The following is a 25,764-nucleotide window of genomic DNA, read 5'->3' on the forward strand; positions in this document are numbered from 1 at the left end:
TGCCGCCAGCGTTCAATCTGAGCCAGGATCAAACTCTTCAGTTCAAACCTGTTACTGTTTTTCGGTTCCGTTAAGAACCGGTCGCTCACTCAACGTACTGACGAATTGTTCGATCGTCTTTCGACAGTCAAACCTTCCTTTCATTACTGTGTGAGACTTGATACTTTCGCTTTACGGCAGATCCCGAAAGATCCGCCTCGCGTCTCGCATCAAGCGCCCACACTTATCGGCTGTTAATTTTTAAAGATCGATTACGCATTCACTACCAAACCAGCACCGCGTGTCGTCAACATCACAACTACCCGGCACCACTTCGTTCTGCGTCGCTGCATCTGCAGCAGAGAAACGAGATTATGAAGGCTCTTTTTCGTTTCGTCAACAACATTTTTTGCTTTCGCTTAAAACCTTGTTGACGCTACGGCCGCTGGTTTCTGCCGCGGCCCTCGTTCGCAAACGAGGAGGCGAATCTTAGGACAACATTCGCCATATGACAAGGGTTCGATGGAAATATTTTCCCGCAGCTCATTTGCGCATGGAATTTACTACTGTGTCCAGCGGAACGGCGTCCGCCATTGCCGCATAGCCGGCGTCGCTCGGATGGATGTGATCGCCACTGTCGAAGTTCCGCCGCAGGCGGTCCGGCTGCCCCGGGTCACGCAACGCCGCATCGAAATCCACGACGCCGTCAAATGCATGGCTGGTCCGAATCCACTGGTTGACAGCGAGTCGGATGCTCTCCCGCTGCGCCGGCAGCGATGCCGGCGTCAAAGTTGCGCCGAACACCTTCACGCCGGCGTGCCGCGCCGCGGTAATCACCCGTTGGTACCCCGCGATCAGATCGGGCGCCGTCACCGAGGTATGCGGAAAGTCGCAGTCGAGGCCGCTGCGAGCCGGCATCGAGGCGAAATTAATGTCGTTGATGCCGATCAGCAGGATCGCCGTCTTGACGCCCGGCCGCCCGAGAACATCGCGCTCGAAGCGTCTGGCGAGCGCATCCCCGTAGCAAGGCGAGTCGCTCAGCAGCCGATTGCCGCTGATGCCGAGGTTGACGATCGCCGTCGTCCGGTCGTTGCTACCGGCCAGTCGGCGCGCCAACGCGTCCGGCCAGCGGTGATTCTGATTCAGGCTGGAGCGCATGCCATCGGTGATCGAGTCGCCAATGGCGGCGACCGCGCCCGATGACGGCGTCGCCTCCACCGATACCCCCGTTACCCACACATATTGAGTGAAACGCCCACGGAACGCTTCGGCAGAAGCATCCGCTGCATGATTCCCCGGCTCGGAAACGTAATTGACCTGGCTCGATACGCGATGCCACGCAACGATTCGCTGCTCCGGGCCCATGAACGCGCTGATGGCGTACGGCGCGCCGTCGGCGATGTCGATCGTGACCGGATCGCTATCCAGCTCGCCGCCCGCCGGGATGCTCACCGCCGATTTGCCGCCGAAAGTCACGCGTGCCCCGTCATTCGCCACCGCGGCCGCGCCGCCCGCCGAGCGGGCGATGCGCAAATCATCGATCACGAGCGGCGTCTTGCCGTACTCGTTGCTGAGGTGGATTCGCGCGGCTCGTCCCGACAGCGTCGGATACACGATCTGGCGCACGGTGCGTCCGGCGACTTCCGGCGCGCGATACAAAGGTGGCAAGTCCTCGCGTTGCGGAATCGGCTGCAGCGCGGTCGCCCAGGCGGCGACCCAGTGCGCGGGGGCATCGGCGGCGAAAACGGTCGGGGAAACAGCGAATTGGGCAAGCAGCGCCGCGCCGCATGCGGCAGCCAGGGTGCGAAAAGTCATTCGGATGGTCGGTTCGAGGCGAAGCGTCCATTGTGCCCGAACGCTAGATCGATCGCGGCGCACCTTGGGTGCTGGGTGCTGGGTGCTGGGTGCTGGGTGCTGGGTGCTGGGTGCTGGGTGCTGGGTGCTGGGGCGCCGGGCATGGCCACGCCCACTGGCACTGGCACTGGCACTGGCACTGGCACTGGCACTGGGAACCGGTGCGCAGTGCCGAGCTTTGAGTGCGGGGCCGTGGACATCGGGCCCCGATCACCAAGCCTCAGACGCCAACCTCATCCGCTAATACCAAGACCAAGCCACCACCCACCCATAACCGCACCCTCACCCAATACCAGCCGCCCCTTACACCCCCGCCATCTTCAGCGCCACCGCCTCAGCCACCTCGATCCCATCAATCGCGGCCGAATAAATCCCGCCCGCATACCCGGCGCCCTCACCCGCCGGATACAAGCCCTCGACATTCATACTCTGATAATCATCCCGCCGACGCACCCGGATCGGCGACGACGTTCTCGTCTCCACGCCCGTCAGCACAGCGTCATGCATCGCAAAGCCGGCGATCTTCTTGTCCATCTGCGGCAAAGCTTCGCGAATAGCTTCGATCACATAATCAGGCAGCGCGGTGCTGAGATCAGTGGGATGCACGCCCGGTTTGTAAGAAGGCACCACCGAACCCAACGACGTAGACGGCCGCCCAGCAATGAAATCGCCGACCAGCTGCCCAGGCGCCATATAGTTACCGCCGCCCAACTCGAACGCCCGCTCTTCCCACTTCCGCTGGAAAGCGATGCCGGCGAGCGGGCCGCCCGGATAGTCCTCCGGCGTAATACCGACGACAATCCCCGCGTTCGCGTTGCGCTCCGCCCGCGAATACTGGCTCATGCCGTTCGTCACCACACGACCCGGCTCCGACGTCGCCGCCACCACCGTGCCGCCCGGGCACATACAGAAGCTATACACCGCGCGCCCATTGCTGCTGTGATGCACGACCTTATAGTCGGCGGCGCCCAACTGCTTATGGCCGGCAAACTTGCCGAAACGGGCACGATCGATCAAACCCTGCGGATGCTCGATCCGGAATCCAAGCGAAAACGGCTTCGCTTCTATATAGACGCCGCGGTCGTTCAGCATCTGGAAGGTATCGCGCGCGCTGTGCCCAACCGCCAGCACCACGTGGTCGCAGCGCAGCGTCTCGCCGGTCGACAGCTTCAGCCCGCGCACCTTGCCCTGATCGATCTCGATATCGTCGACGCGAGTCTCGAACCGCACTTCGCCGCCCAGCTCGTGAATGGTCGCGCGCATCTTCTCGACCATGCTGACAAGCCGGAACGTGCCGATATGCGGCCGGCTCAGAAACAGAATGTCTTCCGGCGCGCCGGCCTTGACGAATTCGTCGAGCACCTTGCGGCCGTAATGCTTCGGGTCCTTGATCTGGCTATACAGCTTGCCGTCCGAAAAGGTACCTGCGCCGCCTTCGCCGAACTGCACGTTCGACTCCGGATTGAGCACCGACTTGCGCCACAGCCCGAAGGTGTCTTTGGTGCGCTCGCGCACGGCCTTGCCGCGCTCGAGAATAATCGGCCGGAAACCCATTTGCGCCAGGATCAGCCCGGCGAACAGCCCGCACGGCCCCATGCCGATCACCACCGGCCGCGGCACGGTCAGTTGCGCCGGCGCCTTCGCGACGAACCGGTAAGCCATGTCAGGCGTCACGCCGCAATGCGGCACGTCGGCAAGCCGCTTGAGCGCGGCGGCCTCATCCGCGACCTCGACGTCGACGATGTACGTGAGCTTGATGTCGGCGCGTTTGCGCGCGTCGTGCGCGCGGCGAAACACGGTGTACCGGATAAGCCCGTCGGCGCCCACGCCGAGTTCCGCGAGGCGCGCGCGGACAGCGGCTTCGAGGTCGCTATCGGGGTGATCGAGCGGGAGTTTGATTTCGCTTAGACGTAACATGAGTACCGGGGGATGCAGGAAGGCCGCAAATCGCGGCCAATTCGCAATTTTATAGGTTAAGTGTCGGCACGGGGCATCGGCTCCGTCGAAACGCCCTCCGTCACGGAAATCTTGCCCCTATCAACACTGTCAGTCTGTCTCAAAAAATTTATTAACCGACCGGTCGGTTGGCTTATACTGTGCGCACACAGACAACTTCCGCAGAGAGCGTCCCCATGTACACGCAATCCCTGGATATTCCCGGCAATGTCGCCCCGCTGGATGCGGGCGCGAGTTCGCCCGAGCAGGCGCAATTCGATGCGGTCATGGCCGCCGACGGCAAGATCGAAGCTCAGGACTGGATGCCCGAGGCTTACCGCAAAACGCTGGTGCGGCAGATCTCGCAGCACGCGCATTCGGAAATCGTCGGCATGCTGCCGGAAGGCAACTGGATCACGCGCGCGCCCAGCCTGAAGCGCAAGGCGATTCTGCTCGCCAAGGTGCAGGACGAAGCCGGTCACGGCCTCTATCTCTATAGCGCGGCGGAAACGCTCGGCGTCTCGCGCGATCAGCTGATCGCCGCGCTGCACGCGGGCAAAGCCAAATATTCGAGCATCTTCAATTACCCAACGCCCACCTGGGCGGACGTCGGCGTGATCGGCTGGCTGGTGGACGGCGCGGCGATCATGAACCAGATTCCGCTGTGCCGCTGCACGTACGGTCCGTACGCCCGCGCGATGATCCGCATCTGCAAGGAAGAGTCGTTCCATCAGCGCCAGGGTTTCGACGCGCTGATGTCGATGATGGCCGGCACCGACGCGCAGCGCGAACTGGTCCAGCAGGCGGTGAACCGCTGGTGGTGGCCGGTGCTGATGATGTTCGGCCCGAGCGACAAGGATTCGATCCACAGCAATCAGTCGTCGAAATGGGGCATCAAGCGCATTTCGAACGACGACCTGCGGCAGAAATTCGTCGACGCCACCGTCGACCAGGCCAAGGTGCTCGGCGTCACGCTGCCGGACCCGGACCTGAAGTGGAACGAAGCGCGCGGTCAGCACGACTACGGCGACATCGACTGGGAAGAATTCTGGCGCGTCGTCAACGGCGACGGCCCGTGCAACCGCGAGCGCCTCGCCACCCGCGTCAAAGCTCACGACGACGGCACGTGGGTCCGCGAAGCCGCCCTCGCCCACGCCGAAAAACAGCGCCAGCGCGCGCAACAGCACGCCGCCTGATTCGCGCGGCACGCCAGACACAGCATCAGGAGATCAGCAATGAACAAGGAATGGCCGATTTGGGAAGTCTTCGTGCGCAGCAAGCAGGGACTCGACCATAAACACTGCGGCAGCCTGCACGCCGCTGACGCGCCGATGGCGCTGCGCATGGCGCGCGACGTCTACACGCGCCGCCAGGAAGGCGTGAGCATCTGGGTGGTGCCGTCTTCGGCGATCACGGCGTCGTTGCCGTCAGACAAGGCGGAGCTGTTCGAACCGGCGGGCGACAAGATTTACCGCCATCCGACGTTCTACACGCTCCCCGACGAAGTCAACCACATGTAAGCGCGGCCATGGATATCACGCCCCAACATCTCCAATACGTACTGCGTCTCGCGGATACCGCGCTGATTCTCGGTCAGCGCAATACCGAATGGTGCGGCCACGGCCCTATCCTCGAAGAGGACATTGCGCTGTCGAACATGAGTCTCGATCTGATCGGCCAGGCGCGTCTGCTGTACACGCACGCCGCGTCGCTCGAACAGCAGCTCACCGGCAAGACCCGCACGGAAGACGACTACGCGTACTTCCGCGCCGAGCGCGAATTCGCCAACTACACGCTCGCCGAGTTGCCGCATGTCGGCCCGCTGTGCGGCACGGCGCAAGCCGAGAAGGATTACGCCGTTACGATCGTGCGCAATTTCCTGTATTCGACGCTGATGGCGCATCTGTGGACGGCGCTGACCGCGTCCCCGGACGAGCAACTGGCCGCGATCGCGTCGAAGTCGATCAAGGAAACGAGCTACCACGTACATCACGCAAGCGAGTGGCTGATCCGTTTCGGCGACGGCACCGACGAGTCGCATCGCCGCGCGCAAGCCGCGCTCGACTACCTGATGCCTTACACCCGCGAGTTTTTCAGCGCGGACGCCGTGGAGGAGACGATCGCGGCGGCCGGCATCGGCCCGTTGACGTCGGATCTCGAAGCCGCCTGGCTCGACGACGTGCGCGCCACGCTCGACGAAGCCACGCTGAGCCTGCCCGAAGCGGTCAAGCACATCACGACCGGCAAGCACGGCGAGCATTCCGAGCACATGGGCTTTGTGCTGGCCGAAATGCAGAGCCTCGCGCGCCAGCATCCCGGCGCCACCTGGTGACGCGGCTTAAGCCAAGCGACCTAAGCCAAGCGACTTGACCCAAGCGATTTAACCCAACGGTAAAGCGACGATGACGACCTCGACAGCCACTTACAGCACCGACGCTACGCTCGATCACGCGTGGGCCGTGCTCGAAACGGTGCCCGATCCGGAGATTCCGGTGGTGTCGATTCGCGAGCTTGGCATTCTGCGCGACGTGCGGCGCGCCGCCGACGGCGCGCTCGAAGTCGTCATCACGCCGACCTACTCGGGCTGCCCGGCGATGTCGCAGATCGCCGAGGACGTCGCGCACGCGCTCGACGTCGCGGAACTGAAGCCTTACCGGATTTCCACCGTGCTCGCGCCGGCCTGGACCACCGACTGGATGACCGCCGACGCCCGCGAAAAGCTGCGCGCCTACGGCATCGCGCCGCCCACCGGCAACTGCGGTTCGGCCGCGGCGCCGCAGGAAAAAGTAATGCGCTTCGTGCCGCGCGCGCTGCCCGCGCCGTCGTGTCCGCGCTGCGGCTCGGCGCATACCGAACGTCTCGCGCAATTCGGCTCGACCGCCTGCAAAGCCCTGTACCGCTGCATCGACTGCCGCGAACCCTTCGACTACTTCAAACCATACTGATATGGCCACCCCGCAATTCCACTCGCTGCGTATCCGCGAAGTACGGCCCGAAACCGCCGACGCGGTCTCGGTCGCCTTCGAAGTCCCCGTCGAACTGCGCGATCACTATCGCTTCACGCAGGGCCAGTTCGTCACGCTGAAAACGCATTTCGACGGTGAGGAAACGCGCCGCTCGTATTCGATCTGCGTCGGCGTCACCGATTACGACCGCGACGGCGAACTGCGCATCGGCATCAAGCGCGTACGTGGCGGGCGTTTCTCGAACTTCGCGTTCGACACGCTGCAGCCCGGCCACACGATCGACGTGATGACGCCGGACGGCCGCTTCTTCACGCATCTGAACGCCGATCAGGGCCAGCAATACCTGGCGTTTTCGGGCGGTTCGGGCATCACGCCGGTGCTGGCGATCATCAAGACGACTCTCGAAATCGAGCCGCGCAGCACGTTCACGCTGGTGTACGGCAACCGCAGCGTCGATCAGATCATGTTCGCGGAAGAGCTCGAGGATCTGAAGAACCGCTTCATGAACCGCTTCGTGCTGTATCACGTGCTGTCCGACGATCTGCAGGACGTCGAGCTGTTCAACGGCGTGCTCGACCAGCAGAAGTGCGCGGCCTTCATTGAGAATCTGCTGCCCGCGGATGCGATCGACGAAGCCTTCATCTGCGGTCCCGCACCGATGATGGACGCCGCCGAAGCCGCGTTGAAAGCCGCCGGCGTGCCGCAGGAAAAGGTCCACGTGGAGCGCTTCGGTTCGCCGCTGCCGCAAGCGGGCGTACCGGCCGTCGAAATCACCGAAGACACGCCGGCCGCCGAGTTGGAGATCGTGCTCGACGGCAAACGGCGCAAGCTGCGCCTGCCGTATCAAGGCGTCAGCGTGCTGGATGTCGGGCTGAAGGCCGGGCTCGCGCTGCCTTATGCGTGCAAGGGCGGCGTCTGCTGCACCTGCCGCGCCAAGGTGCTGGAAGGCGAAGTGAAGATGGACAAGAACTACACGCTTGAAGAGCAGGAAATCCGCGATGGTTTCGTGCTGACCTGCCAATGCCATCCGATCAGCGATCGCGTGGTGGTGAGCTACGACGAACGGTAAATCGTACACGGCACGCGGGCAGGAACGACGCCCGCAATCCTTTGAGCCGTTCCACGATCCGCTTACACTAGGGGCCGCTCACGATCGGACACCTGTTCCGGTCGTCGAGCGGCCCCTTTTTGTCAACTGCCGAAGCCACTGCCGATGAGCACGATCCACCTCACCAACGGCGACGTCGCCGCCGAGTCACTGCGCACCGCGCTGCAGCAAGCGGGCCGCGACGATCGCGTGCATGCGTTGCGCGACGATCTGGCGGTCGGCCCGTTGCGCGGTGCCGACGACACGCCCGACGTGCGCGCGGACTTCTGGGAACGGGTCAGCGCGGACACGAAGCGCGATTTCCTGCGCGAATTCCGCGAGCAGGGCGCGACGCTGGACGCGATTGCGCGCGGCGAAGCGAACCTCGTGGTCTGGCACGGCGACAGCGCCGCCGATCAACTGATGCTCCGTCGCGTCTGCTATTACCTGCGCAACAATCCGCAGCGGCTGAACGAAGTGCGTCTGTCGATTCGCGACCTCACCGATCCGGGCGCATGGGCGCACAGCCGCAAAGATCACGCGACGTCCGTCGGCATGTTCGCACCCGACGTGCTGCAAGCGCGCCTCCCGGACGCGGCGCCGATTTCCGTGCTGCGCATTAGCCGGCTGGCGCTCGAATGGCAGGAAGTCAAACACGCGAACGGCGAAACCCGCCGGTGGCGTGACAACACGTTCACGAGCGGCCATTTCGCCGATCTGGACGCGCTGATTCTCGAACATATCGCCGACGGCTGGCAGCCCGCCGCGCACGTCGCCGCCGAACTGATGGCCGCCGAACTGGGCTTTCTGGTCAGCGACAACATGGTGCTGTGGCGTTTGCGCGAGTTGTCCGCGACCCGGCGCATCCGGCTACGCGGCGATGCGAACACGTGGCGCACGCTGGAGTTGTGCGCGGTGCTCGCTCCCTGTCCACACTAATAAAATCAACGACCATGGCCCGCACCCGAGCGCCCGACCACGAAACCCAGCGCGAACAGATTCTCGAACTCGCCGCGGCGAAATTCGCCCAGACCAGCTATCCGAGCACGTCGATGGCGGATCTGGCCGCCGCGAGCGGCACCTCGAAAGCGCGCCTGTACCACTACTACGCGAGCAAGGAAGCGATCCTGTTCGATCTGCTCGACCGCTACACGAAGCGGCTGATGCTGATCATCGCCGAGGTGGAAGGCGCGAGCCAGCGCCGCGGCCTGACGGAGCGGGAAACCTTCGCCGAACTGATTCGCGCGTTTCTGTCCGAGTACGAGACGTCGCATAGCCGGCACGTGGCGCTGTTGAACGACGTGAAGTATCTGGTCGACACCCAGCGCGAGGTGATTCTGAACCGCCAGCGCGACGTGGTCGCGGCGTTCGCGCGGCAATTGGCGCGGGCGTATCCGGAGCGCGCCACGCGCGACAACCAGACCGCGCTGACCATGATGGTGTTCGGCATGATCAACTGGACCTTCACCTGGCTCAAGCCGGACGGCCGGATGAACTACACCGAATTCGCCGAGCAGGTGGTCAATATGGTGGACCACGGACTAAGCTCGACACCCGCCTGATGACGCAAAGCAGCAATATTCATATGAAATAAAGGCTTGCCCGTCGCGTTGGCGTGGCATTGGGTCATGAACACCCGTTCATTTTGTTTTTCTTTATGAATCAACGCCCTAAAAATAGGGCGCAATATTTTTAGGCATTTAACTCAAAACGAGATACGGGTTTTCCCTAGGCTCGGGGTCGGCTTTCCGCTAAAATGATTTTTGCGGTGCACCACGCCGCTTGATCCAAGGAGAACCCGACCATGAACTTGATTACACCCCGCGTTGCTGAGCAGATCGTTCCGCGCGATCCGTTGTCGCAACCTGCCGGTCGTGCGCCTGCTCTGGTCCGTGAACTCACCGCGGTCGACCGCGAGCGGCTGCTGACCCACTTCCTCGCGCTCGGCGAAGACGACCGCCTGCTGCGCTTCGGCCAGATCGTGCCGAACCACGTGATCGAAAACTACGTCCGCGCAATCGACTTCACGCGCGACACGGTGTTCGGCGTATTCAACAGCCAGTTGCAACTCACCGGCGTCGGCCATCTGGCGTATCTGCCGGCCGAAGGCGACAAGCGCACCGCCGAATTTGGCGTCTCGGTGCTGGAAAGCGTGCGCGGCCAGGGCATCGGCTCGAAGCTGTTCGAGCGCGCCGCCATTCGCAGCCGCAATACGCACGTCAGCTCGCTGTACATGCATTGCCTGTCGCGCAACTCGACCATGATGCACATCGCGAAAAAGGCCGGCATGAAGATCGAATACGCGTACGGCGAAGCCGACGCTTATCTGACGCTGCCGCCGGCGGATCAATCGAGCATCATCGCCGAGATGCTGCAGGAGCAGGCCGCCGTGTTCGACTACGCCATGAAGCGCCAAGCGCGTCAGGCGTCGAAACTGTTCGAATCGTTTATGCCGACCGCCGCCGCGGCCTGAGCAGCAAACGCTTCGGCGCAATGACAGAGGGCAGCCCAATGGCTGCCCTTTTTGTTTGGCCTGCGCGTTCCGCCGCTCGCGGGCTGCGGTCCCGTACCGTGCTTACAAAATAGGCAACGCGGTGGTCTCCTTTATCGTGTCGAGCGAGAAGCTCGTCTTCACGTCGATCACCGACGGATGGTGCAGCAGTTGATCCTGCATGAAGCGGGAAAAGTGCGCCATATCCTCCACCTGCACGCGCAGCAGATAGTCCATGTCGCCCGTCATTGCGTGGCATGCGACCACTTCGGGCCATGTCTGCACGGCCGCGCGAAACTGATCCGCGTGCGTGACGTCGCCGCGCGGACGAGGCGCCGGCCCGCCACGCTTTTCCAGCCGCACGTTCACGTACGCGAGCAGATCCAGCCCGAGCCGCTGCGCATCCAGTAGCGCGACATAGCCGCGGATCACGCCGCACTCTTCCAGCCGACGAATCCGCCGCAGACACGGACTCGGCGACAGGTTCACGCACTCGGCGATCTCCTGATTCGACAGCCGGCCATTCTCCTGAAGGATCGCCAGAATGCGCCTGTCGATGGCGTCCATCTCTAAATCGGCCATTTTCTGCCCTCCACGTGAGTTACTGCGCTAGAAAATAGCGCCAGCGTATCCACACGTGCTTTATTTCGCAAGTTTTCGCCGTGATGACGCCTTTACACTGGCGTCATCCGAATCGCGCTCAACACCCCTTCCCCACTCGCACAACGCGCCGGCGCACTTCAGGAATCAGGAGACAGACCATGCAGGTTTCAACTTGGGACAATCCCGTCGGCACCGACGGCTTCGAATTCATCGAATACACCGCCCCGGATCCGGTTGCGCTCGGCAAGCTGTTCGAACAGATGGGCTTCACCGCCGTCGCGCGGCATCGCCATAAAAACGTGACGCTGTATCGCCAGGGCGAGATCAACTTTATCGTCAACGGCGAACAGGATTCGTTCGCGCAACGCTTCACGCGCCTGCACGGCCCGTCGATCTGCGCGATCGCGTTCCGCGTTCAGGACGCCGCCAAGGCCTATCAGCAGGCAGTCGAAAAAGGCGCCTGGGGTTTCGACAACAAGACCGGCCCGATGGAACTGAACATTCCGGCGATCAAGGGTATCGGCGACTCGCTGATCTATTTCGTCGACCGTTGGCGCGGCAAGAACGGCGCGGACGCGGGCAGCATCGGCAACATCGATATTTACGACGTCGACTTCGAACCGATTCCGGGCGCAAACCCGAATCCGGTCGGCCACGGCCTTACCTATATCGACCACCTGACGCACAACGTCCATCGCGGCCGCATGGATGAATGGGCGGAGTTCTACGAGCGCCTGTTCAACTTCCGCGAAGTGCGTTACTTCGACATCGAAGGCAAGGTGACCGGCGTGAAGTCGAAGGCGATGAGCTCGCCGTGCGGCAAGATCCGGATTCCGATCAACGAGGAAGGCTCGGAAACGGCCGGCCAGATTCAGGAATACCTCGACGCGTATCGCGGCGAAGGCATTCAGCACATTGCGCTCGGCAGCAATGACATCTACCGTACCGTGGACGGTCTGCGCACCGCGAACATTTCGCTGCTCGACACGATCGACACGTACTACGAGCTGGTCGATCGCCGCGTGCCGAACCATGGCGAACCGCTCGAGGAACTGCGCAAGCGCAAGATCCTGATCGACGGCGCGCCGGACGACCTGCTGCTGCAGATCTTTACCGAAAACCAGATCGGCCCGATCTTCTTCGAGATCATTCAGCGCAAGGGCAATCAGGGCTTCGGCGAAGGCAACTTCAAGGCACTGTTCGAATCGATCGAACTGGATCAGATTCGCCGCGGCGTGGTGCAGGACAAGGTCTGACAGCCAGATTGAGTTGAGGTGAGCCGGTGCGCGCAACCCGCGCACGGCCGATAAGAAGAAAGGGCGAGGATCTTGCGATCCCCGCCCTTTTTTTGCACCGCGTATTTGCACCGTTATCTCAACAGGATCAACGGCTAGTTATCCAACGACATCGACACACCGCTCGGGCGGTGCATCACGAATTCTGGTCTTCCTCGTCGTCCTTGCTGGAGCGCGTAACGCGTTCCATGGCGATGCTCGCGGGCGCCACTTGCGCCGTACGGGTCACCGCGTTCGACAACGCCCCCGCACTGCCCGTGCTCGAGCGGACCGGTGCGCTCATCGCGAAAAAAGCGGCCGATACCATCAGGAAGGTCTGGATGTTTCTCGTGTTCATGCGTACTCCTTTTTCTAACTGCCCTGCTGTCGTGAAGCTCCACCGAATGCGGAGCGTTGCGCTGACATTGCTCGCAGGTGGGGGTTAGACAGGTATTTCAACTACGGTTCCTTGAATTTGTAGTTTTTACAGCTTGTTACATGCTCGTCGTCAAAGATTGCCACGCGTCGCAATGCAGAGCGCATCAATGCGCCAAATCCCTTGCAGCGCAGCATTTTTGGCGCACTGCGGCGGGTTTTCACCAGTGCTACCATCACTTAAAACACGTCAATATGGCGACCCCGGGCACAAGCATTCAAAAGATGCCGAGGCCCAAAAAGTTTTGGTGATCCCAAACTGGTTGGAGGAGTACACATAATGAATGCCCCGCTAGACGCAGGTCAGCGAGCCTCGCTCGAAGCTGCCTTGTCTTCCGTCACGCTCGACGACAAATACACCCTCGAACGCGGCCGCGCGTATATGAGCGGCATCCAGGCGCTGGTGCGCCTGCCGATGCTGCAGCAGGAACGCGACCGTGCAGCCGGACTCAATACGGCCGGTTTCATCTCCGGCTACCGTGGATCGCCGCTCGGCGGACTCGACCAATCCTTGTGGAAAGCGAAGCAGCATCTCGCCGCGCATCAGGTCGTGTTCCAGCCCGGCGTCAACGAAGACCTCGCGGCAACCGCCGTCTGGGGTTCGCAGCAGGTCAATCTGTATCCCAGCGCCAAATACGACGGCGTGTTCTCGATGTGGTACGGCAAGGGCCCCGGCGTCGACCGTTCCGGCGACGTCTTCAAGCACGGCAACTCGGCCGGCTCCGCGCAGCACGGCGGTGTGCTGGTGCTGGCCGGCGACGACCACGCGGCCAAGTCCTCCACGCTTGCGCACCAGTCCGAACACATCTTCAAGGCGTGCGGCCTGCCGGTGCTGTTCCCGTCGAACGTGCAGGAATATCTCGACTTCGGTCTGCACGGCTGGGCCATGAGTCGCTACTCCGGCCTGTGGGTCGCGATGAAGTGCGTGACCGACGTGGTCGAATCGTCGGCGTCGGTCGACATCGATCCGCACCGCACCAAAATCATCCTGCCGGAAGACTTCGCGATGCCCGAGGGCGGCCTGAATATCCGCTGGCCGGATTCGCCGCTGGTGCAGGAAGCGCGTCTGCTCGACTACAAGTGGTACGCGGCGCTCGCCTACGTGCGCGCCAACAAGCTGGACCGCGTCGAAATCGATTCGCCGCATGCGCGCTTCGGCATCATGACCGGCGGCAAGGCCTATCTGGACGTGCGTCAGGCGCTGACCGACCTCGGTCTCGACGACGAAACCTGCTCGCGCATCGGCATCCGGCTCTATAAGGTCGGCTGCGTGTGGCCGCTCGAAGCGCAAGGCGCGCATGCCTTCGCGAAGGGCCTCGACGAAATTCTCGTGGTCGAGGAAAAGCGCCAGATTCTCGAATACGCGATCAAGGAAGAGCTGTACAACTGGCCGGATGCGCAACGTCCGCGTGTGTTCGGCAAGTTCGACGAGAAAGACGGCGCCGGCGGCGAATGGTCGGTGCCGATGGGTAACTGGCTGCTGCCCGCACATTACGAACTGTCGCCCGCGATCATCGCCAAGGCGATCGCCACGCGGCTGGACAAGTTCGATCTGCCGTCGGACGTGCGTGCGCGTATCGCATCGCGCATCGCGGTGATCGAAGCGAAGGAAAAAGCACTGGCCCGTCCGCGCGTCGAAGCCGAACGCAAGCCGTGGTTCTGCTCGGGCTGCCCGCACAACACGTCGACCAATGTGCCGGAAGGTTCGCGCGCCATGGCCGGCATTGGCTGCCACTACATGACGGTGTGGATGGACCGCAACACCAGCACCTTCAGCCAGATGGGCGGCGAAGGCGTGGCGTGGGTCGGTCAGTCGCCCTTCACTAACGACAAACACGTGTTCGCCAACCTCGGCGACGGCACCTACTTCCACTCGGGGCTGCTGGCGATTCGCGCGGCGATCGCCTCGAAGGTGAACATCACCTACAAGATTCTCTATAACGACGCGGTTGCGATGACGGGTGGCCAACCGGTCGACGGCGTGCTGACCGTGCCGCAGATCACGCATCAGCTCGCCGCCGAAGGCGCAACCAAGATCGTGATCGTCACCGACGAGCCGGAGAAGTATTCGGCGAACGTCGGTCTGGCGCCGGGTATCGACATTCACCATCGCGACAAGCTCGACGAGATTCAGCGTCAACTGCGCGAAGTGTCGGGCACCACGATCCTGATCTATGACCAGACCTGCGCGACCGAAAAGCGCCGCCGTCGCAAACGCGGCACGTATCCGGATCCGGCACGCCGCGTGGTGATCAACGACGCGGTCTGCGAAGGCTGCGGCGATTGCTCGGTGAAGTCGAACTGCCTGTCGGTCGAGCCGCTCGATACCGAATTCGGCACCAAGCGCCAGATCAACCAGTCGACCTGCAACAAAGACTTCTCGTGCGTGAACGGTTTCTGCCCGAGCTTCGTCTCGGTGGAAGGCGGTCAGTTGCGTAAGCCGAAGGCCGCCTCGGGCGCCGCCGGCGACACCCTGCCGCCGGTGCCGGAACCCGAACTGCCGTCCATGGAACGTCCGTACGGCGTGCTGGTGACGGGCGTCGGCGGGACAGGCGTGGTCACGATCGGCGCGTTGCTCGGCATGGCCGCGCATCTGGAGAACAAGGGCGTCACGGTGCTCGACGTCACCGGCCTCGCGCAGAAGGGCGGCGCCGTGATGAGCCACGTGCAGATCGCCAAGCATCCGGCCGACATCCACGCCACCCGCATCGCCATGGGCGAAGCGAGTCTCGTGATCGGCTGCGACGCGATCGTCACGGCCAGCGACGAATGCGTGTCGCGGATGCAGGTGGGCCGCACGCGCGTCGTGCTGAACAGCGCGCACACGCCGACCGCCGACCTGATCAAGAACCCGAACTGGCGCTTCCCGGGCAGCAGCACGGAAGCCGACGTGCGCGCCGGTGCGGGCGAAGACGGTGTCGATACAGTCGACGCGAATCACTTCGCGCTCGCGCTGCTCGGCGACGCGATCTACACGAACCCATTCGTGCTCGGCTATGCATGGCAACGCGGCTGGGTGCCGTTGACGTATCAGTCGCTGATGCGCGCCATCGAACTCAACAACGTGCAGGTCGACAAGAACCGCGCGGCTTTCGAGTGGGGCCGTCGCGCCGCGCACGATCTGGCTGCGGTGCGCAAGCTGGTACAGGCGCAAGGCAATGGCGTGAAGGCGGAAACGGCGAGCAGCAAGATCATCTCGCTGCACACCCCGAAGGCGCTCGACACGCTGATCGACAAGCGCGCCGACTACCTCACGGCATGGCAGAACGCCGCGTACGCGGACCGTTATCGCGCGCTGGTGTCACAGGTGCGGGTGGCGGAATCGGCGCTCGATTCGATCGACAGCCAGTTGCCGTTGACCGAAACCGTCGCGAAGAACCTGCATAAGCTGATGGCGTACAAGGACGAGTACGAAGTCGCGCGTCTGTACAGCGACCCGGCGTTCATCGACAAGCTGAAGGCGAATTTCGAAGGTGACTGGAAGCTGCATATTCACCTCGCACCGCCGACCTTCTCGAAGAAAGACGCTCACGGCCATCTGGTCAAGAAGAAGTACGGTCCGTGGGTGTTCAGCGCGATGCATGTGCTGGCCAGGTTCAAGTTCCTGCGCGGCACCGCGTTCGACGTGTTCGGCAAGACCGAAGAGCGTCGCACCGAGCGGGCGTTGATCGGCGAGTACGAAGCGCTGGTGCGTGAGCTGATCGGCGGGCTGACCACGCAGAAGCGTGAACTCGCGGTGGAGTTGGCGAATCTGCCGGACGGCATCCGCGGCTACGGTCACGTGAAGGAAAATAACCTGAAGGGCGTGCGCATCAAGTGGAACGAATTGCTGGCGCGCTGGCGTTCGCCTGACGCCGGCAAGACGCAACACGCGGCTTGAATCAGTGGCTTGAATGGCTCGAATGATTTGATGCAGGCCGGTTAGCTTGCAAATAAAAAGGCGGCGGTCCTCACGGACCGCCGCCTTTTCTCATTTCAACGCGTGGCTTACTGCGCGCCCACCCGCTTACGCGCGTTGGCCGATGCCACCGCCGTCATGTTGATGATCCGGCGCACGGTCGCGGCCGGCGTCAAGATATGCACCGGTTTTTCCGCGCCCAGCAGGAACGGACCGACCGTCACGCCTTCGCCGCCAATCATCTTCAGCAGGTTGTACGTGATGTTCGCCGCTTCCACGTTCGGCATGATCAGCAAATTGGCTTCGCCGCTCAGCGTCGTACCCGGGAACGCCGCCTTGCGCACCGCTTCCGACAACGCGGCGTCGCCGTGCATTTCACCGTCGATTTCCAGCGTCGGCGCACGTTCCGCGATCAGCTTGCGAGCCGCCGCCATGCGTTGCGACGACGACGACGGCGCGCTGCCGAAGTTCGAGTTCGACAGCAACGCCACCTTCGGCGTGATACCGAACTTCTCGATTTCGCGCGCCGCCAGCATGGTCATGTCGGCGAGCTGCTCGGCCGTCGGCGTTTCGTTCACGTATGTGTCGCAGATGAACAGATTGCGGCCCGGCAGCATCAGCAGATTCATTGCGGCGAAGTTCTGCACGTCTTCCGCCTTGCCCAGCACCTGCTCGATGAAGTTCAGATGCGCGTGGTACTGGCCGATCATGCCGCAGATCATGCCGTCCGCTTCGCCGAGGCGCACGAGGATCGCGCCGATCAGCGTGTTGAACTTGCGCATGGCGGCTTTCGCGACGTCCGGCGTGACGCCTTCGCGCGCGCCGACTTCGTGATAAGCCTGCCAGCATTGCTGATAGCGCGGATCGTCTTCCGGATCGACGATCTCGAAGTCTTCGCCACACTTCAGCTTCGAGCCCATCTTCTTCAGACGCATCTCGATCACCGACGGACGGCCGACCAGAATCGGCTTGGCGATCTTTTCCAGCAGCACGAATTGCGCGGCGCGCAGCACGCGCTCGTCTTCACCTTCGGCGAACACGATGCGCGCCGGCTCCGACTTGGCGGCCTGAAACACCGGACGCATCACCATGCCGGTGCGGTACACGGTGGTGCCGAGTTCTTCGCGGTACGCGTCCATATCTTTGATGGGACGAGTCGCGACGCCCGAGTCCATGGCCGCTTGCGCGACGGCCGGCGCGATCTTGATGATCAGGCGCGGATCGAACGGCTTCGGAATCAGGTACTCCGGACCGAATTCGAGCGAGTGGCCTTCGTAGGCCTTCGCGACTTCATCGCCCTGGTCGGTTTCTTCGGCCAGCTCGGCGATGGCGCGCACGCACGCGAGCTTCATTTCTTCCGTGATCGTGGTCGCGCCGACATCCAGCGCGCCGCGGAAGATGAACGGGAAGCACAGCACGTTGTTGACCTGATTCGGGTAGTCCGAACGGCCGGTCGCGATGATGCAGTCCGGGCGCACGCGCCTGGCTTCTTCCGGGCGGATTTCCGGCTCCGGATTGGCCAGCGCGAGAATCAGCGGCTGGGTGCCCATTTCGACGACCATTTCCGGCTTCAGCACGCCCGCGCTCGAGCAACCGAGGAACACGTCGGCGCCGCGAATCGCGTCAGCCAGCGTACGTGCTTCGGTGTTCGCCGCGTAACGTTCCTTCGACGGATCGAGGTTGCCGCGACCTTCAAAGATCACGCCCTTCGAGTCGGTGACGAGCACGTTCTTCTTCGACAGGCCAAGGTTCACCAGCAGATCCAGACACGCGATCGCCGCGGCGCCCGCGCCGGAGCACACCAGCTTCACTTCGTCGAGCTTCTTGCCGACCACTTTCAGGCCGTTCAGGATCGCCGCCGACGCGATGATCGCCGTGCCGTGCTGGTCGTCGTGGAAAACCGGAATCTTCATGCGCTCGCGCAGCTTCTTCTCGATGTAGAAGCATTCCGGCGCCTTGATATCTTCGAGGTTAATGCCGCCGAGCGTGGGCTCGAGCATGGCGATCGCTTCAACGAGCTTGTCCGGATCGGACTCGGACAGTTCGATGTCGAACACGTCGATGCCGGCGAACTTCTTGAACAGACAGCCCTTGCCTTCCATGACCGGCTTCGCCGCGAGCGGGCCGATGTTGCCGAGGCCGAGCACAGCCGTGCCGTTCGTGATCACGCCGACCAGGTTGCCGCGCGAGGTGTACTTCTGCGCGTCGAGCGGGTCTTCGTAGATCGCCATACAGGCCGCGGCGACGCCCGGCGAGTACGCGAGCGACAGGTCGAGCTGGTTGGACAGCGGCTTGGTAGGCGTGACCGAGATCTTGCCGGGTTTCGGAAACTGGTGGTATGCGAGAGCGCTTTGCTTAAGTTGTTCGTCCATTTTTTGGCCTGCGAGACGTAAGTAATTGGGCCCGGCATACCGCACCGCTGACGACGCTTCCACCTATCGAATGGATGATCGACTGAGACGGCTGACGCGTGCGCCGGTTAGGCGCGGCGTCGAACCTCAGCGGAGGACAAGACGGTGCGGAGTGCTACGCGGGTCGGTTAGTGTACACCCCGAATGAGTCGATGCACTGAGTGGTTAATCCGGCTCACCATCGGCGAAACAATGGTGCAGCGCCGCATCCGGCGGGCATTTGACGGGGGTCATGCGAGGGGCAATGCGTGTGCCGTTCGAGCTTAGTCGAGCTCGGCGCCGCGTCGTTCGGCAATCAGGAAAAGTGTCGCGAAGATGTCGAGCAGATAGATCGACGCGAGCAACGCCAACGCGGCGCCGAACGAATAGCGCGCGGCCAGCGCGCCCACCACGACCGGCCCGAAACCACCCACCGCCCGGCCGATGTTGAACAGCACGTTCTGCGCGGTGGCGCGCGCCTCGGTCGGATAGAGCTCGGAAATCAACGCACCGTATCCGCCGATCATCCCGTTGACGAACACGCCCATCGCCGCGCCGCCGATCAGCAGCGCCGACGGCGTCGTGAGGTGCGCGTAGACGAACACCATCACGACGGCCCCGGCCTGGTAAAACAGAAATGTCGGCTTGCGGCCGAAGCGGTCGGCGGCGATACCGAACAGCCAGATGCCGGCCGCCATGCCGAGCACCGTCACCGCGGTCCACACGCCGGATTTGGTCAGCGAGTAGCCGAAGGTCTTCGACAGATAGCTCGGTAGCCAGATCATCAGCCCGTAATAGCCGAAGTTCTGCACCGAACAGAGAATCAAGACGCCGATGCTGGCGCGCGTGGTGCGGCCATCGGCAACCAGTCGTTTTAGCGGCAGCTTGCGCGTGCCGAATGTGCTTCGTGCAACGCGTTCGGTGAACAGCGCCGGCTCCTCGACGCGGCGGCGCACGAAAAACGACACGACCGCGGGCAGCAACCCGAGCGCGAACATGCCGCGCCAGCCGATCACCGGCAACAGCAGCGGCGTCAGCAACGCGGCCGCCAGCACGCCGAGCTGCCACCCCAGGCCGACATACGACGAGACGCGCGCCCGCTGCGACGCCGGCCACGCTTCGGCCACCAGCGTCATGCCAATGCCGAACTCGCCGCCGAGCCCGATTCCCGCGATGGTCCGGTAGGCCAGCAGGTCCGTATAACCTTGCGCCAGCGCGCACAGGCCGGTGAACACGGCGAAGATCAGGATCGTCCACGTCAGCATCCGCACGCGGCCGAAATAGTCGCTCAATACGCCGAAAATCAACCCGCCCGCGACGGCGCCGATCAGCGTCCACGTCACGAGCGAGCCCGCCTGCGCGGAACTCAGATGCAGATCGGCGGCGATCACCGGCAGCATGAAACCGAGGATCAGCAGATCGAAACCGTCCATCGCGTAACCGAGCACCGAGGCAATCAACGCGCGTCCGGCATAGCCTTGTTTAGCCGATGCGCGGGAGTCGGTGGCGGAGGAGGCGGCAGTCATCGAAAGCATTCCGTAGGTCAAGGGGCGCTAAAGCGATCAGCCGCCCGGGAAATTCGCGTGAGTGTAAAGGCGGCTTCCGTGGCTCACAAGCCGACGCAAAAAAGGCGCGGCGAGACACGCTATACACCACGCGGAAAGCCGGTGAAACGCACGCGCCGAGCAAGTCGCGTCGAAGCCGGCCAGACTCGGCCAGAGGCGCCGTTATGACCGCCATTCGGCGCCGCACCGCACAACGGCCTCCTCGAAAGAGCCCGTTTCGGGTAAAATGTCGGGCTACGCGCGCAGCAAAAACCGACCTGCACTCCACTGGCCGGCAGCGTATTCGCCTATCAGGGCGCCGCCCGTCAGGGCGGACATACTCCACTTGCTGCGCCACCGGGCCCCGCGCCCGCTTCTCCCCGCTCACACCCAAGGATCCGCCCATGACAGGCTTCGATCGCCAGACGATCTCCGACACGACCGCCAAGATGCTGCTGGAAGTTCAGGCAGTGCACTTCAACGCGGAGAAACCGTACATTTTCACGTCCGGCTGGGCGAGCCCGGTTTACATCGACTGCCGCAAGCTGATCTCGTATCCGCGCGTGCGCCGTGGCCTGATGGAAATGGCTGAAAGCACCATTCTGCGCGACGTCGGCTATGAGCAGATCGACGCGGTGGCCGGTGGCGAAACCGCCGGCATCCCGTTCGCGGCCTGGCTGTCCGATCGCCTGATGGTGCCGATGCAATACGTGCGCAAGAAGCCGAAGGGTTTCGGCCGTAACGCGCAGATCGAAGGTCTGCTGACCGAAGGTCAACGCGTGCTGCTGGTCGAGGACCTGACCACCGACAGCCGCAGCAAGATCAACTTCATCAACGCGCTGCGCACCGCCGGCGCGACGGTGAACCACTGCTTCGTGCTGTTCCACTACAACATCTTCAAGGAAAGCGTGTCGGTGCTGAAAGACATTGACGTCGATCTGCACGCGCTTGCCACGTGGTGGGACGTGTTGCGCGTCGCCAAGGAAAACAACTACTTCGACACGAAGACGCTCGACGAAGTGGAAAAATTCCTGCACGCACCGGCTGAATGGTCGGCTGCGCACGGCGGCGCCAACGCGACGCCGCAGTAAGCATCTCAGTTAAGCGCTACGGTCCTTTGCGGACCGGTTAAGCGGGCTTAATGCAAAAGGGCTGCCTGTCGACAAGACAGGCAGCCCTTTTTTCGTTTCGCGCGGTTTCATGCGGTTAAGCGGTGTGCGCGCACCCGCTCATGCCCGACCGGGCGCGCGTTGCTAAGACGCTTCGCCGGTATCTTCCACCGAACTGGACGACAGATTCAGCAGCCCATTGCTTTGCGCGTACTGGAACAATTCGGAATCACGCTCGATACCGAGTTTGCGCATGGCCGTGTTCTTCTGCGTGCTGATCGTCTTGATGCTGCGGTTGAGCTGCTCCGAGATTTCCTTGATCGTCATGCCGGACACGAAGCGGCGCACCACCTCGAGTTCGCGCCGCGACAACATCACTTCGTCGGTCTTGCCGCCGGCGTTCATGCGCAGCGCGTCCAGCGAAGCTTTGACGGACGGGCTCATGTATTCGAGCTTGCGGCTAACGTGCTGCACCGCAAGGCCAATATGACTCAGATCGTCGGACTTGTTGACCACCGACGTCACGCCAAGCTCGCTCAGTCGCTTCAGCAACGCGGCGTTCTCCAGCATGGTTAGCACGACGATGGGCAGGTTGGGGAAATTGCGGCGCAAATAACCGATGAGCGGCAGCCCGTCGCCGTACTGTCCGCCTGGCATGGCGAGATCGGTGACGAGCACGTCGCAGGCTACGGTTTGCAGCACCTTGATCAATTCTGTGGATTGCCGCGCACGCGCGACGACCTGCAGCCCGGGAAACTTGAGCAAAGCCTGCTCGGCGCCGAACAGAATTACCGGATGGTCGTCGGCGACCACGACCCTGACTGGATCTTGCATTGCCCTCCCCTCGACGGTTAAAACTCTCTCCAGAACTTCTGACATGCTTTTCTATTGTAGGAATTCAATCGGATGAAAACGCGGCGGTACTGGCGCGGACAATTCCTCCGACTATAGCCGATATTCCATCCGCAAATTCCAGCCAACGACAACAATGATGTGTCGCAGAGCTAATGTTAGACATGATTCGACCTGGGGGCACAAAATAGGGACAATGATGATGCGAGGACGACCGCCTCGCGCCCTGACAGGAGAACCGGCACATGCGCTCGCGTTGCCTGGTTGTTTCGCTTGTTTCGCCGTTCCGCCTTACGCCGTCCTTCCTCTGCGCCGCGCTGGGTGTCGCGCTGCTCGCGGCGCATAGCCCGAACGCGCTATCCGAGAACGCATTCACGCTAACCAGCGCGAGCTTCCACGCGGGCGGCACGGTGGCGGACGCTCAGGTTTTCAATCAGGACGACTGCAAAGGCGGCAATCGCTCGCCGCAACTCACATGGCACGACGCGCCGCCCGGAACGCGCAGCTTCGCTGTCACGATGTACGACGAAGACGCGCCCGGCCGCGGCTGGTGGCACTGGGCGGTAGCCGGCATTCCCGCCAGCGTGCAGAGCTTGCCGGAGAACGCGAGCTTTTCCGGCTTCCTCAGCAAACTGGGCGCGGTTGAAGCGCGCAACGATTTCGATGTCGACGGTTATGGCGGCCCGTGTCCGCCGCCGGGCAAACCTCACCGGTATATCGTCACCGTGTATGCGCTGAGCACCGCCGATCTGCGGCTCGCGCAAGGCCGTCCCGCGCTGATGTTCGATCACGAGATCGGCACCGCCACGCTCGGCAGCGCGCGGATGGTGGTGAACTACGGGCGGTGATGCGGGCTGCGCACGGATAACGCCGTGCCGGGCGCGATTAACCGCGCGGGCGGCGGCGGCCGGCGGCATGGCCAGGCTCAGGTAAGACCCAGCACCGAGCAAAGCGAACACGGTTTATCCGCCGTCAATGACCGCCACGAAATCCGCGTTGGCCTGCGGCTTGCATCGGATTGCCGTCCGCGTGGAATTTCTGTCATCCGCGCACGCTAATGTGCCGGGGAGCGCTATGCGCGATGCTTGGGTGTTGCCGCATCGCCTGTGTGCGCACCATTGCCGTGCCCTATCCCATCCTTTTTCCTTTGCCGGAGAATGCCATGTCGAAGATCGTCATCGTTTATCACAGCGGCTACGGCCACACGAAAAAAGTCGCCGAAGCCGTGCTCGCGGGCACCCTCGAAGCCGGCGCCGAGGCGCGCCTGCTGCCGGTCGGCGAAATCGACGACGCCGGTTGGGCGGAACTGGCCACGGCCGACGCGATCATCTTCGGCGCGCCGACCTACATGGGCGGCCCGTCCGCCGACTTCAAGAAATTCGCCGACGCGAGTTCCAAACCGTGGTTCGGCCAGACATGGAAGGACAAGATCGCCGCCGGCTTCACCAACTCGGCGACCATGAACGGCGACAAGTTCTCGACCATCCAGTACTTCGTCACGCTGGCGATGCAGCACAGCATGATCTGGGCGGGCACCGGCATGATGCCGTCGAACACCAAGGCCGCCACGCGCAACGACCTGAACTACGTGGGCGGCTTCACCGGTCTGCTGACGCAGTCGCCGGCGGATGCGTCGGCGGAAGAAGCACCGCCCGCCGGCGACCTGGAAACCGCACGGATGTTCGGCGCGCGCATTGCCGGCGTGACGGCGCGCTGGCTGGCCGGCGCGCCGCGCTAAGCCGCCGACTAACCGACTAACCGACTCACCGACTTACTGGCGCACCGACGCACTGGCGCACTGGCGCACTGGCGCACCAACACATCGGCGCGGCGCTGCCGCGAACCGGCCGACATCGGCGTGCATCTATGCTGCAACGGGTCACGCCGATGTCACTTTCAGCGCGCATCGTGCTTTTCTCAGCGCGCTTTTTTCACCCGTTTTGCACGCCCGCGACCGTCCGGTCTTAAAATAGCGTTCCGGCGCCAAGTCGCGCCCTGTTTCCAGCAAGCCAGTGAGATCGAGATGAGCACGAAAGTTTTTGTCGACGGACAGGAAGGCACGACCGGCCTGAAGATTTTTGAATACCTGTCGCAGCGCGCCGACGTTGAGATCCTGCGTATCGAAGAAGCGAAGCGCAAGGACATCGAAGAGCGCCGTCGTCTCATCAATGCGTCGGACGTCACGTTTCTGTGTCTGCCGGATGTGGCTTCGCGCGAATCCGCGTCGCTGGTCGACAATGAGCATACCGTGCTGATCGACGCGAGCACCGCGTTCCGCACGTCCGCCGACTGGGCGTACGGTTTGCCGGAACTGGCCCATTCACAGCGCGAACGCCTGCGCAGCGCGAAACGTATCGCCGTGCCGGGCTGCCATGCGTCGGCCTTCGTGCTGGCCATGCGTCCGCTGGTCGAAGCCGGCGTGGTGCCGGCCGATTTCGCCGCGCACGCTTATTCAATTACCGGCTACAGCGGCGGCGGCAAGAAAATGATCGCCGACTACGAAGCCGGCGGTAACGACAAGCTCAAGAGCCCGCGTCCGTACGCGCTCGGCCTGACGCACAAGCATCTGCCGGAAATGGCCGCGCACACGGGGCTGAAGTCGGCGCCGGTGTTCACGCCGATCGTCGGCGATTTCTACAAGGGTCTGGCGGTCACCACATTCTTCTCGCCGAGCCAACTGGCCAAGAAGACGACGCCGCAAGACGTGCAGGCGCTGTTCGCCGAGTACTACGCGGGCGAAGCCTTCGTGCATGTCGCGCCGTTCGACGCGGCAGCGAACCTGGACGACGGCTTCTTCGACGTGCAGGCGAACAACGACACCAATCGCGTCGACCTGTTCGTGTTCGGCAACGAGGAACGCTTCGTCACCGTCGCGCGTCTGGACAACCTGGGCAAGGGCGCGTCGGGCGCGGCGATCCAGTGTATGAACCTCGCCATCGGCACCGCGGAAGAAAGCGGTCTGAAACGCTAAACGGATTCAAGGAGACGGCGGCGCTTTCGCCGTTAATCCACCGCCCCGAAAAGCCGGTCTTCACAGACCGGCTTTTTTGTTTTTAAAAACATGCGCTTTGAATTCCACTTATCGGGTTTAATGAGTAGTAGCCCGTATTACTTAAAAAATCAAAATCGGACTGCTCACCGCTGTGCGGTAATTCATTCCTGAAAATGACCCGCGTCGCATAGTTTTCCGCATAGGGAAACTCCGGACTTTTTCTCGAACGATCGTTCGAAGATGATAGGAGCATTTTGCTGAAACGCCTGCCTGGTAAGGCGCGTGCGGCGAGGCGCCGAGACCGTCATACAGCTCGAATTTATTTTTTGTTTAAAAGGGTCGTCCGCGTCCACGC

Annotated in this window: 21 protein-coding genes; 14 read left to right on the forward strand and 7 right to left on the reverse strand. The window is 62.6% G+C overall.

Going from position 1 to position 25,764, the window contains the following annotated elements:
• Window positions 1-522: 522 nt before the first annotated feature.
• On the reverse strand, window positions 523-1,794 hold the full coding sequence (locus tag HWY05_RS15390) for an SGNH/GDSL hydrolase family protein (protein WP_176059183.1): 1,272 nt from the start codon (window positions 1,792-1,794) through the stop codon (window positions 523-525).
• Between the two features lie 342 nt (window positions 1,795-2,136).
• The gene (locus HWY05_RS15395; RefSeq protein WP_035554716.1) at window positions 2,137-3,750 is read right to left on the reverse strand and encodes an NAD(P)/FAD-dependent oxidoreductase; all 1,614 of its coding nucleotides are present in this window, start codon (window positions 3,748-3,750) and stop codon (window positions 2,137-2,139) included.
• A gap of 215 nt (window positions 3,751-3,965) precedes the next feature.
• Between HWY05_RS15395 and paaA the strand changes: the two genes are divergently transcribed.
• The 8 genes from paaA to HWY05_RS15435 all read left to right on the forward strand — a co-directional run bounded on the left by paaA (window position 3,966) and on the right by HWY05_RS15435 (window position 10,294).
• Window positions 3,966-4,964, forward strand: coding sequence for a 1,2-phenylacetyl-CoA epoxidase subunit PaaA (gene paaA / locus HWY05_RS15400; RefSeq protein WP_035554714.1), 999 nt, complete (start codon window positions 3,966-3,968; stop codon window positions 4,962-4,964).
• 39 nt (window positions 4,965-5,003) lie between these two features.
• Window positions 5,004-5,288, forward strand: a complete 285-nt coding sequence (paaB, locus tag HWY05_RS15405) for a 1,2-phenylacetyl-CoA epoxidase subunit PaaB (protein WP_176058874.1) — start codon at window positions 5,004-5,006, stop codon at window positions 5,286-5,288.
• 8 nt (window positions 5,289-5,296) lie between these two features.
• Window positions 5,297-6,100: a 1,2-phenylacetyl-CoA epoxidase subunit PaaC gene (gene paaC / locus HWY05_RS15410; protein WP_176058875.1), complete on the forward strand. Its 804-nt coding sequence runs from the start codon at window positions 5,297-5,299 to the stop codon at window positions 6,098-6,100.
• 70 nt (window positions 6,101-6,170) lie between these two features.
• A complete protein-coding gene (gene paaD, locus HWY05_RS15415) occupies window positions 6,171-6,713 on the forward strand; it encodes a 1,2-phenylacetyl-CoA epoxidase subunit PaaD (protein WP_035554708.1) in 543 nt (180 codons plus the stop codon).
• A 1-nt stretch (window position 6,714) separates the two neighbouring features.
• Window positions 6,715-7,803: a 1,2-phenylacetyl-CoA epoxidase subunit PaaE gene (gene paaE / locus HWY05_RS15420; RefSeq protein WP_035554707.1), complete on the forward strand. Its 1,089-nt coding sequence runs from the start codon at window positions 6,715-6,717 to the stop codon at window positions 7,801-7,803.
• A 144-nt stretch (window positions 7,804-7,947) separates the two neighbouring features.
• A complete protein-coding gene (locus tag HWY05_RS15425; protein ID WP_035554705.1) occupies window positions 7,948-8,760 on the forward strand; it encodes a DUF1835 domain-containing protein in 813 nt (270 codons plus the stop codon).
• 14 nt (window positions 8,761-8,774) lie between these two features.
• Window positions 8,775-9,383, forward strand: coding sequence for a TetR/AcrR family transcriptional regulator (locus HWY05_RS15430; protein WP_035554703.1), 609 nt, complete (start codon window positions 8,775-8,777; stop codon window positions 9,381-9,383).
• A 242-nt stretch (window positions 9,384-9,625) separates the two neighbouring features.
• A complete protein-coding gene (locus tag HWY05_RS15435; protein WP_035554701.1) occupies window positions 9,626-10,294 on the forward strand; it encodes a GNAT family N-acetyltransferase in 669 nt (222 codons plus the stop codon).
• Window positions 10,295-10,396: 102 nt separating this feature from the next.
• Here HWY05_RS15435 and HWY05_RS15440 read toward each other — a convergent pair whose 3' ends face one another.
• Complete coding sequence (locus HWY05_RS15440) at window positions 10,397-10,894, reverse strand: Lrp/AsnC family transcriptional regulator (protein ID WP_176058876.1); 498 nt, start codon at window positions 10,892-10,894, stop codon at window positions 10,397-10,399.
• A gap of 179 nt (window positions 10,895-11,073) precedes the next feature.
• Between HWY05_RS15440 and hppD the strand changes: the two genes are divergently transcribed.
• Complete coding sequence (gene hppD, locus HWY05_RS15445; protein WP_035554695.1) at window positions 11,074-12,171, forward strand: 4-hydroxyphenylpyruvate dioxygenase; 1,098 nt, start codon at window positions 11,074-11,076, stop codon at window positions 12,169-12,171.
• Window positions 12,172-12,346: 175 nt separating this feature from the next.
• Here the strand turns inward: hppD and HWY05_RS15450 are convergent, their stop codons facing one another.
• Window positions 12,347-12,547, reverse strand: a complete 201-nt coding sequence (locus HWY05_RS15450) for a hypothetical protein (protein WP_035554693.1) — start codon at window positions 12,545-12,547, stop codon at window positions 12,347-12,349.
• Between the two features lie 357 nt (window positions 12,548-12,904).
• Between HWY05_RS15450 and HWY05_RS15455 the strand changes: the two genes are divergently transcribed.
• The gene (locus HWY05_RS15455; protein WP_176058877.1) at window positions 12,905-16,504 is read left to right on the forward strand and encodes an indolepyruvate ferredoxin oxidoreductase family protein; all 3,600 of its coding nucleotides are present in this window, start codon (window positions 12,905-12,907) and stop codon (window positions 16,502-16,504) included.
• Between the two features lie 107 nt (window positions 16,505-16,611).
• On the opposite strand, the gene HWY05_RS15460 is transcribed toward HWY05_RS15455, so the two are convergent.
• Window positions 16,612-18,894, reverse strand: coding sequence for an NADP-dependent malic enzyme (locus tag HWY05_RS15460; protein ID WP_176058878.1), 2,283 nt, complete (start codon window positions 18,892-18,894; stop codon window positions 16,612-16,614).
• Window positions 18,895-19,196: 302 nt separating this feature from the next.
• Window positions 19,197-20,438 carry an MFS transporter gene (locus tag HWY05_RS15465; protein WP_176058879.1) on the reverse strand — a complete coding sequence of 414 codons (1,242 nt, stop codon included), beginning with the start codon at window positions 20,436-20,438 and terminating at the stop codon, window positions 19,197-19,199.
• Between the two features lie 422 nt (window positions 20,439-20,860).
• On the opposite strand from HWY05_RS15465, the gene HWY05_RS15470 reads away from it, so the two are divergent.
• Window positions 20,861-21,547, forward strand: a complete 687-nt coding sequence (locus HWY05_RS15470; RefSeq protein WP_035554684.1) for an orotate phosphoribosyltransferase — start codon at window positions 20,861-20,863, stop codon at window positions 21,545-21,547.
• A 162-nt stretch (window positions 21,548-21,709) separates the two neighbouring features.
• On the opposite strand, the gene HWY05_RS15475 is transcribed toward HWY05_RS15470, so the two are convergent.
• Window positions 21,710-22,399, reverse strand: a complete 690-nt coding sequence (locus HWY05_RS15475; RefSeq protein WP_035554682.1) for a response regulator — start codon at window positions 22,397-22,399, stop codon at window positions 21,710-21,712.
• A gap of 263 nt (window positions 22,400-22,662) precedes the next feature.
• On the opposite strand from HWY05_RS15475, the gene HWY05_RS15480 reads away from it, so the two are divergent.
• The 3 genes from HWY05_RS15480 to argC all read left to right on the forward strand — a co-directional run bounded on the left by HWY05_RS15480 (window position 22,663) and on the right by argC (window position 25,388).
• Window positions 22,663-23,265 (forward strand): YbhB/YbcL family Raf kinase inhibitor-like protein, encoded by a 603-nt coding sequence (locus tag HWY05_RS15480; protein ID WP_176058880.1) that lies wholly within the window; start codon window positions 22,663-22,665, stop codon window positions 23,263-23,265.
• Window positions 23,266-23,579: 314 nt separating this feature from the next.
• Window positions 23,580-24,155, forward strand: a complete 576-nt coding sequence (locus tag HWY05_RS15485) for a flavodoxin family protein (RefSeq protein ID WP_035554678.1) — start codon at window positions 23,580-23,582, stop codon at window positions 24,153-24,155.
• Window positions 24,156-24,440: 285 nt separating this feature from the next.
• Window positions 24,441-25,388 (forward strand): N-acetyl-gamma-glutamyl-phosphate reductase, encoded by a 948-nt coding sequence (gene argC / locus HWY05_RS15490; RefSeq protein ID WP_035554676.1) that lies wholly within the window; start codon window positions 24,441-24,443, stop codon window positions 25,386-25,388.
• Window positions 25,389-25,764: the final 376 nt, after the last annotated feature.

The organism is Paraburkholderia sp. BCC1876 (genome assembly GCF_902833695.1).
Taxonomy (GTDB): domain Bacteria; phylum Pseudomonadota; class Gammaproteobacteria; order Burkholderiales; family Burkholderiaceae; genus Paraburkholderia.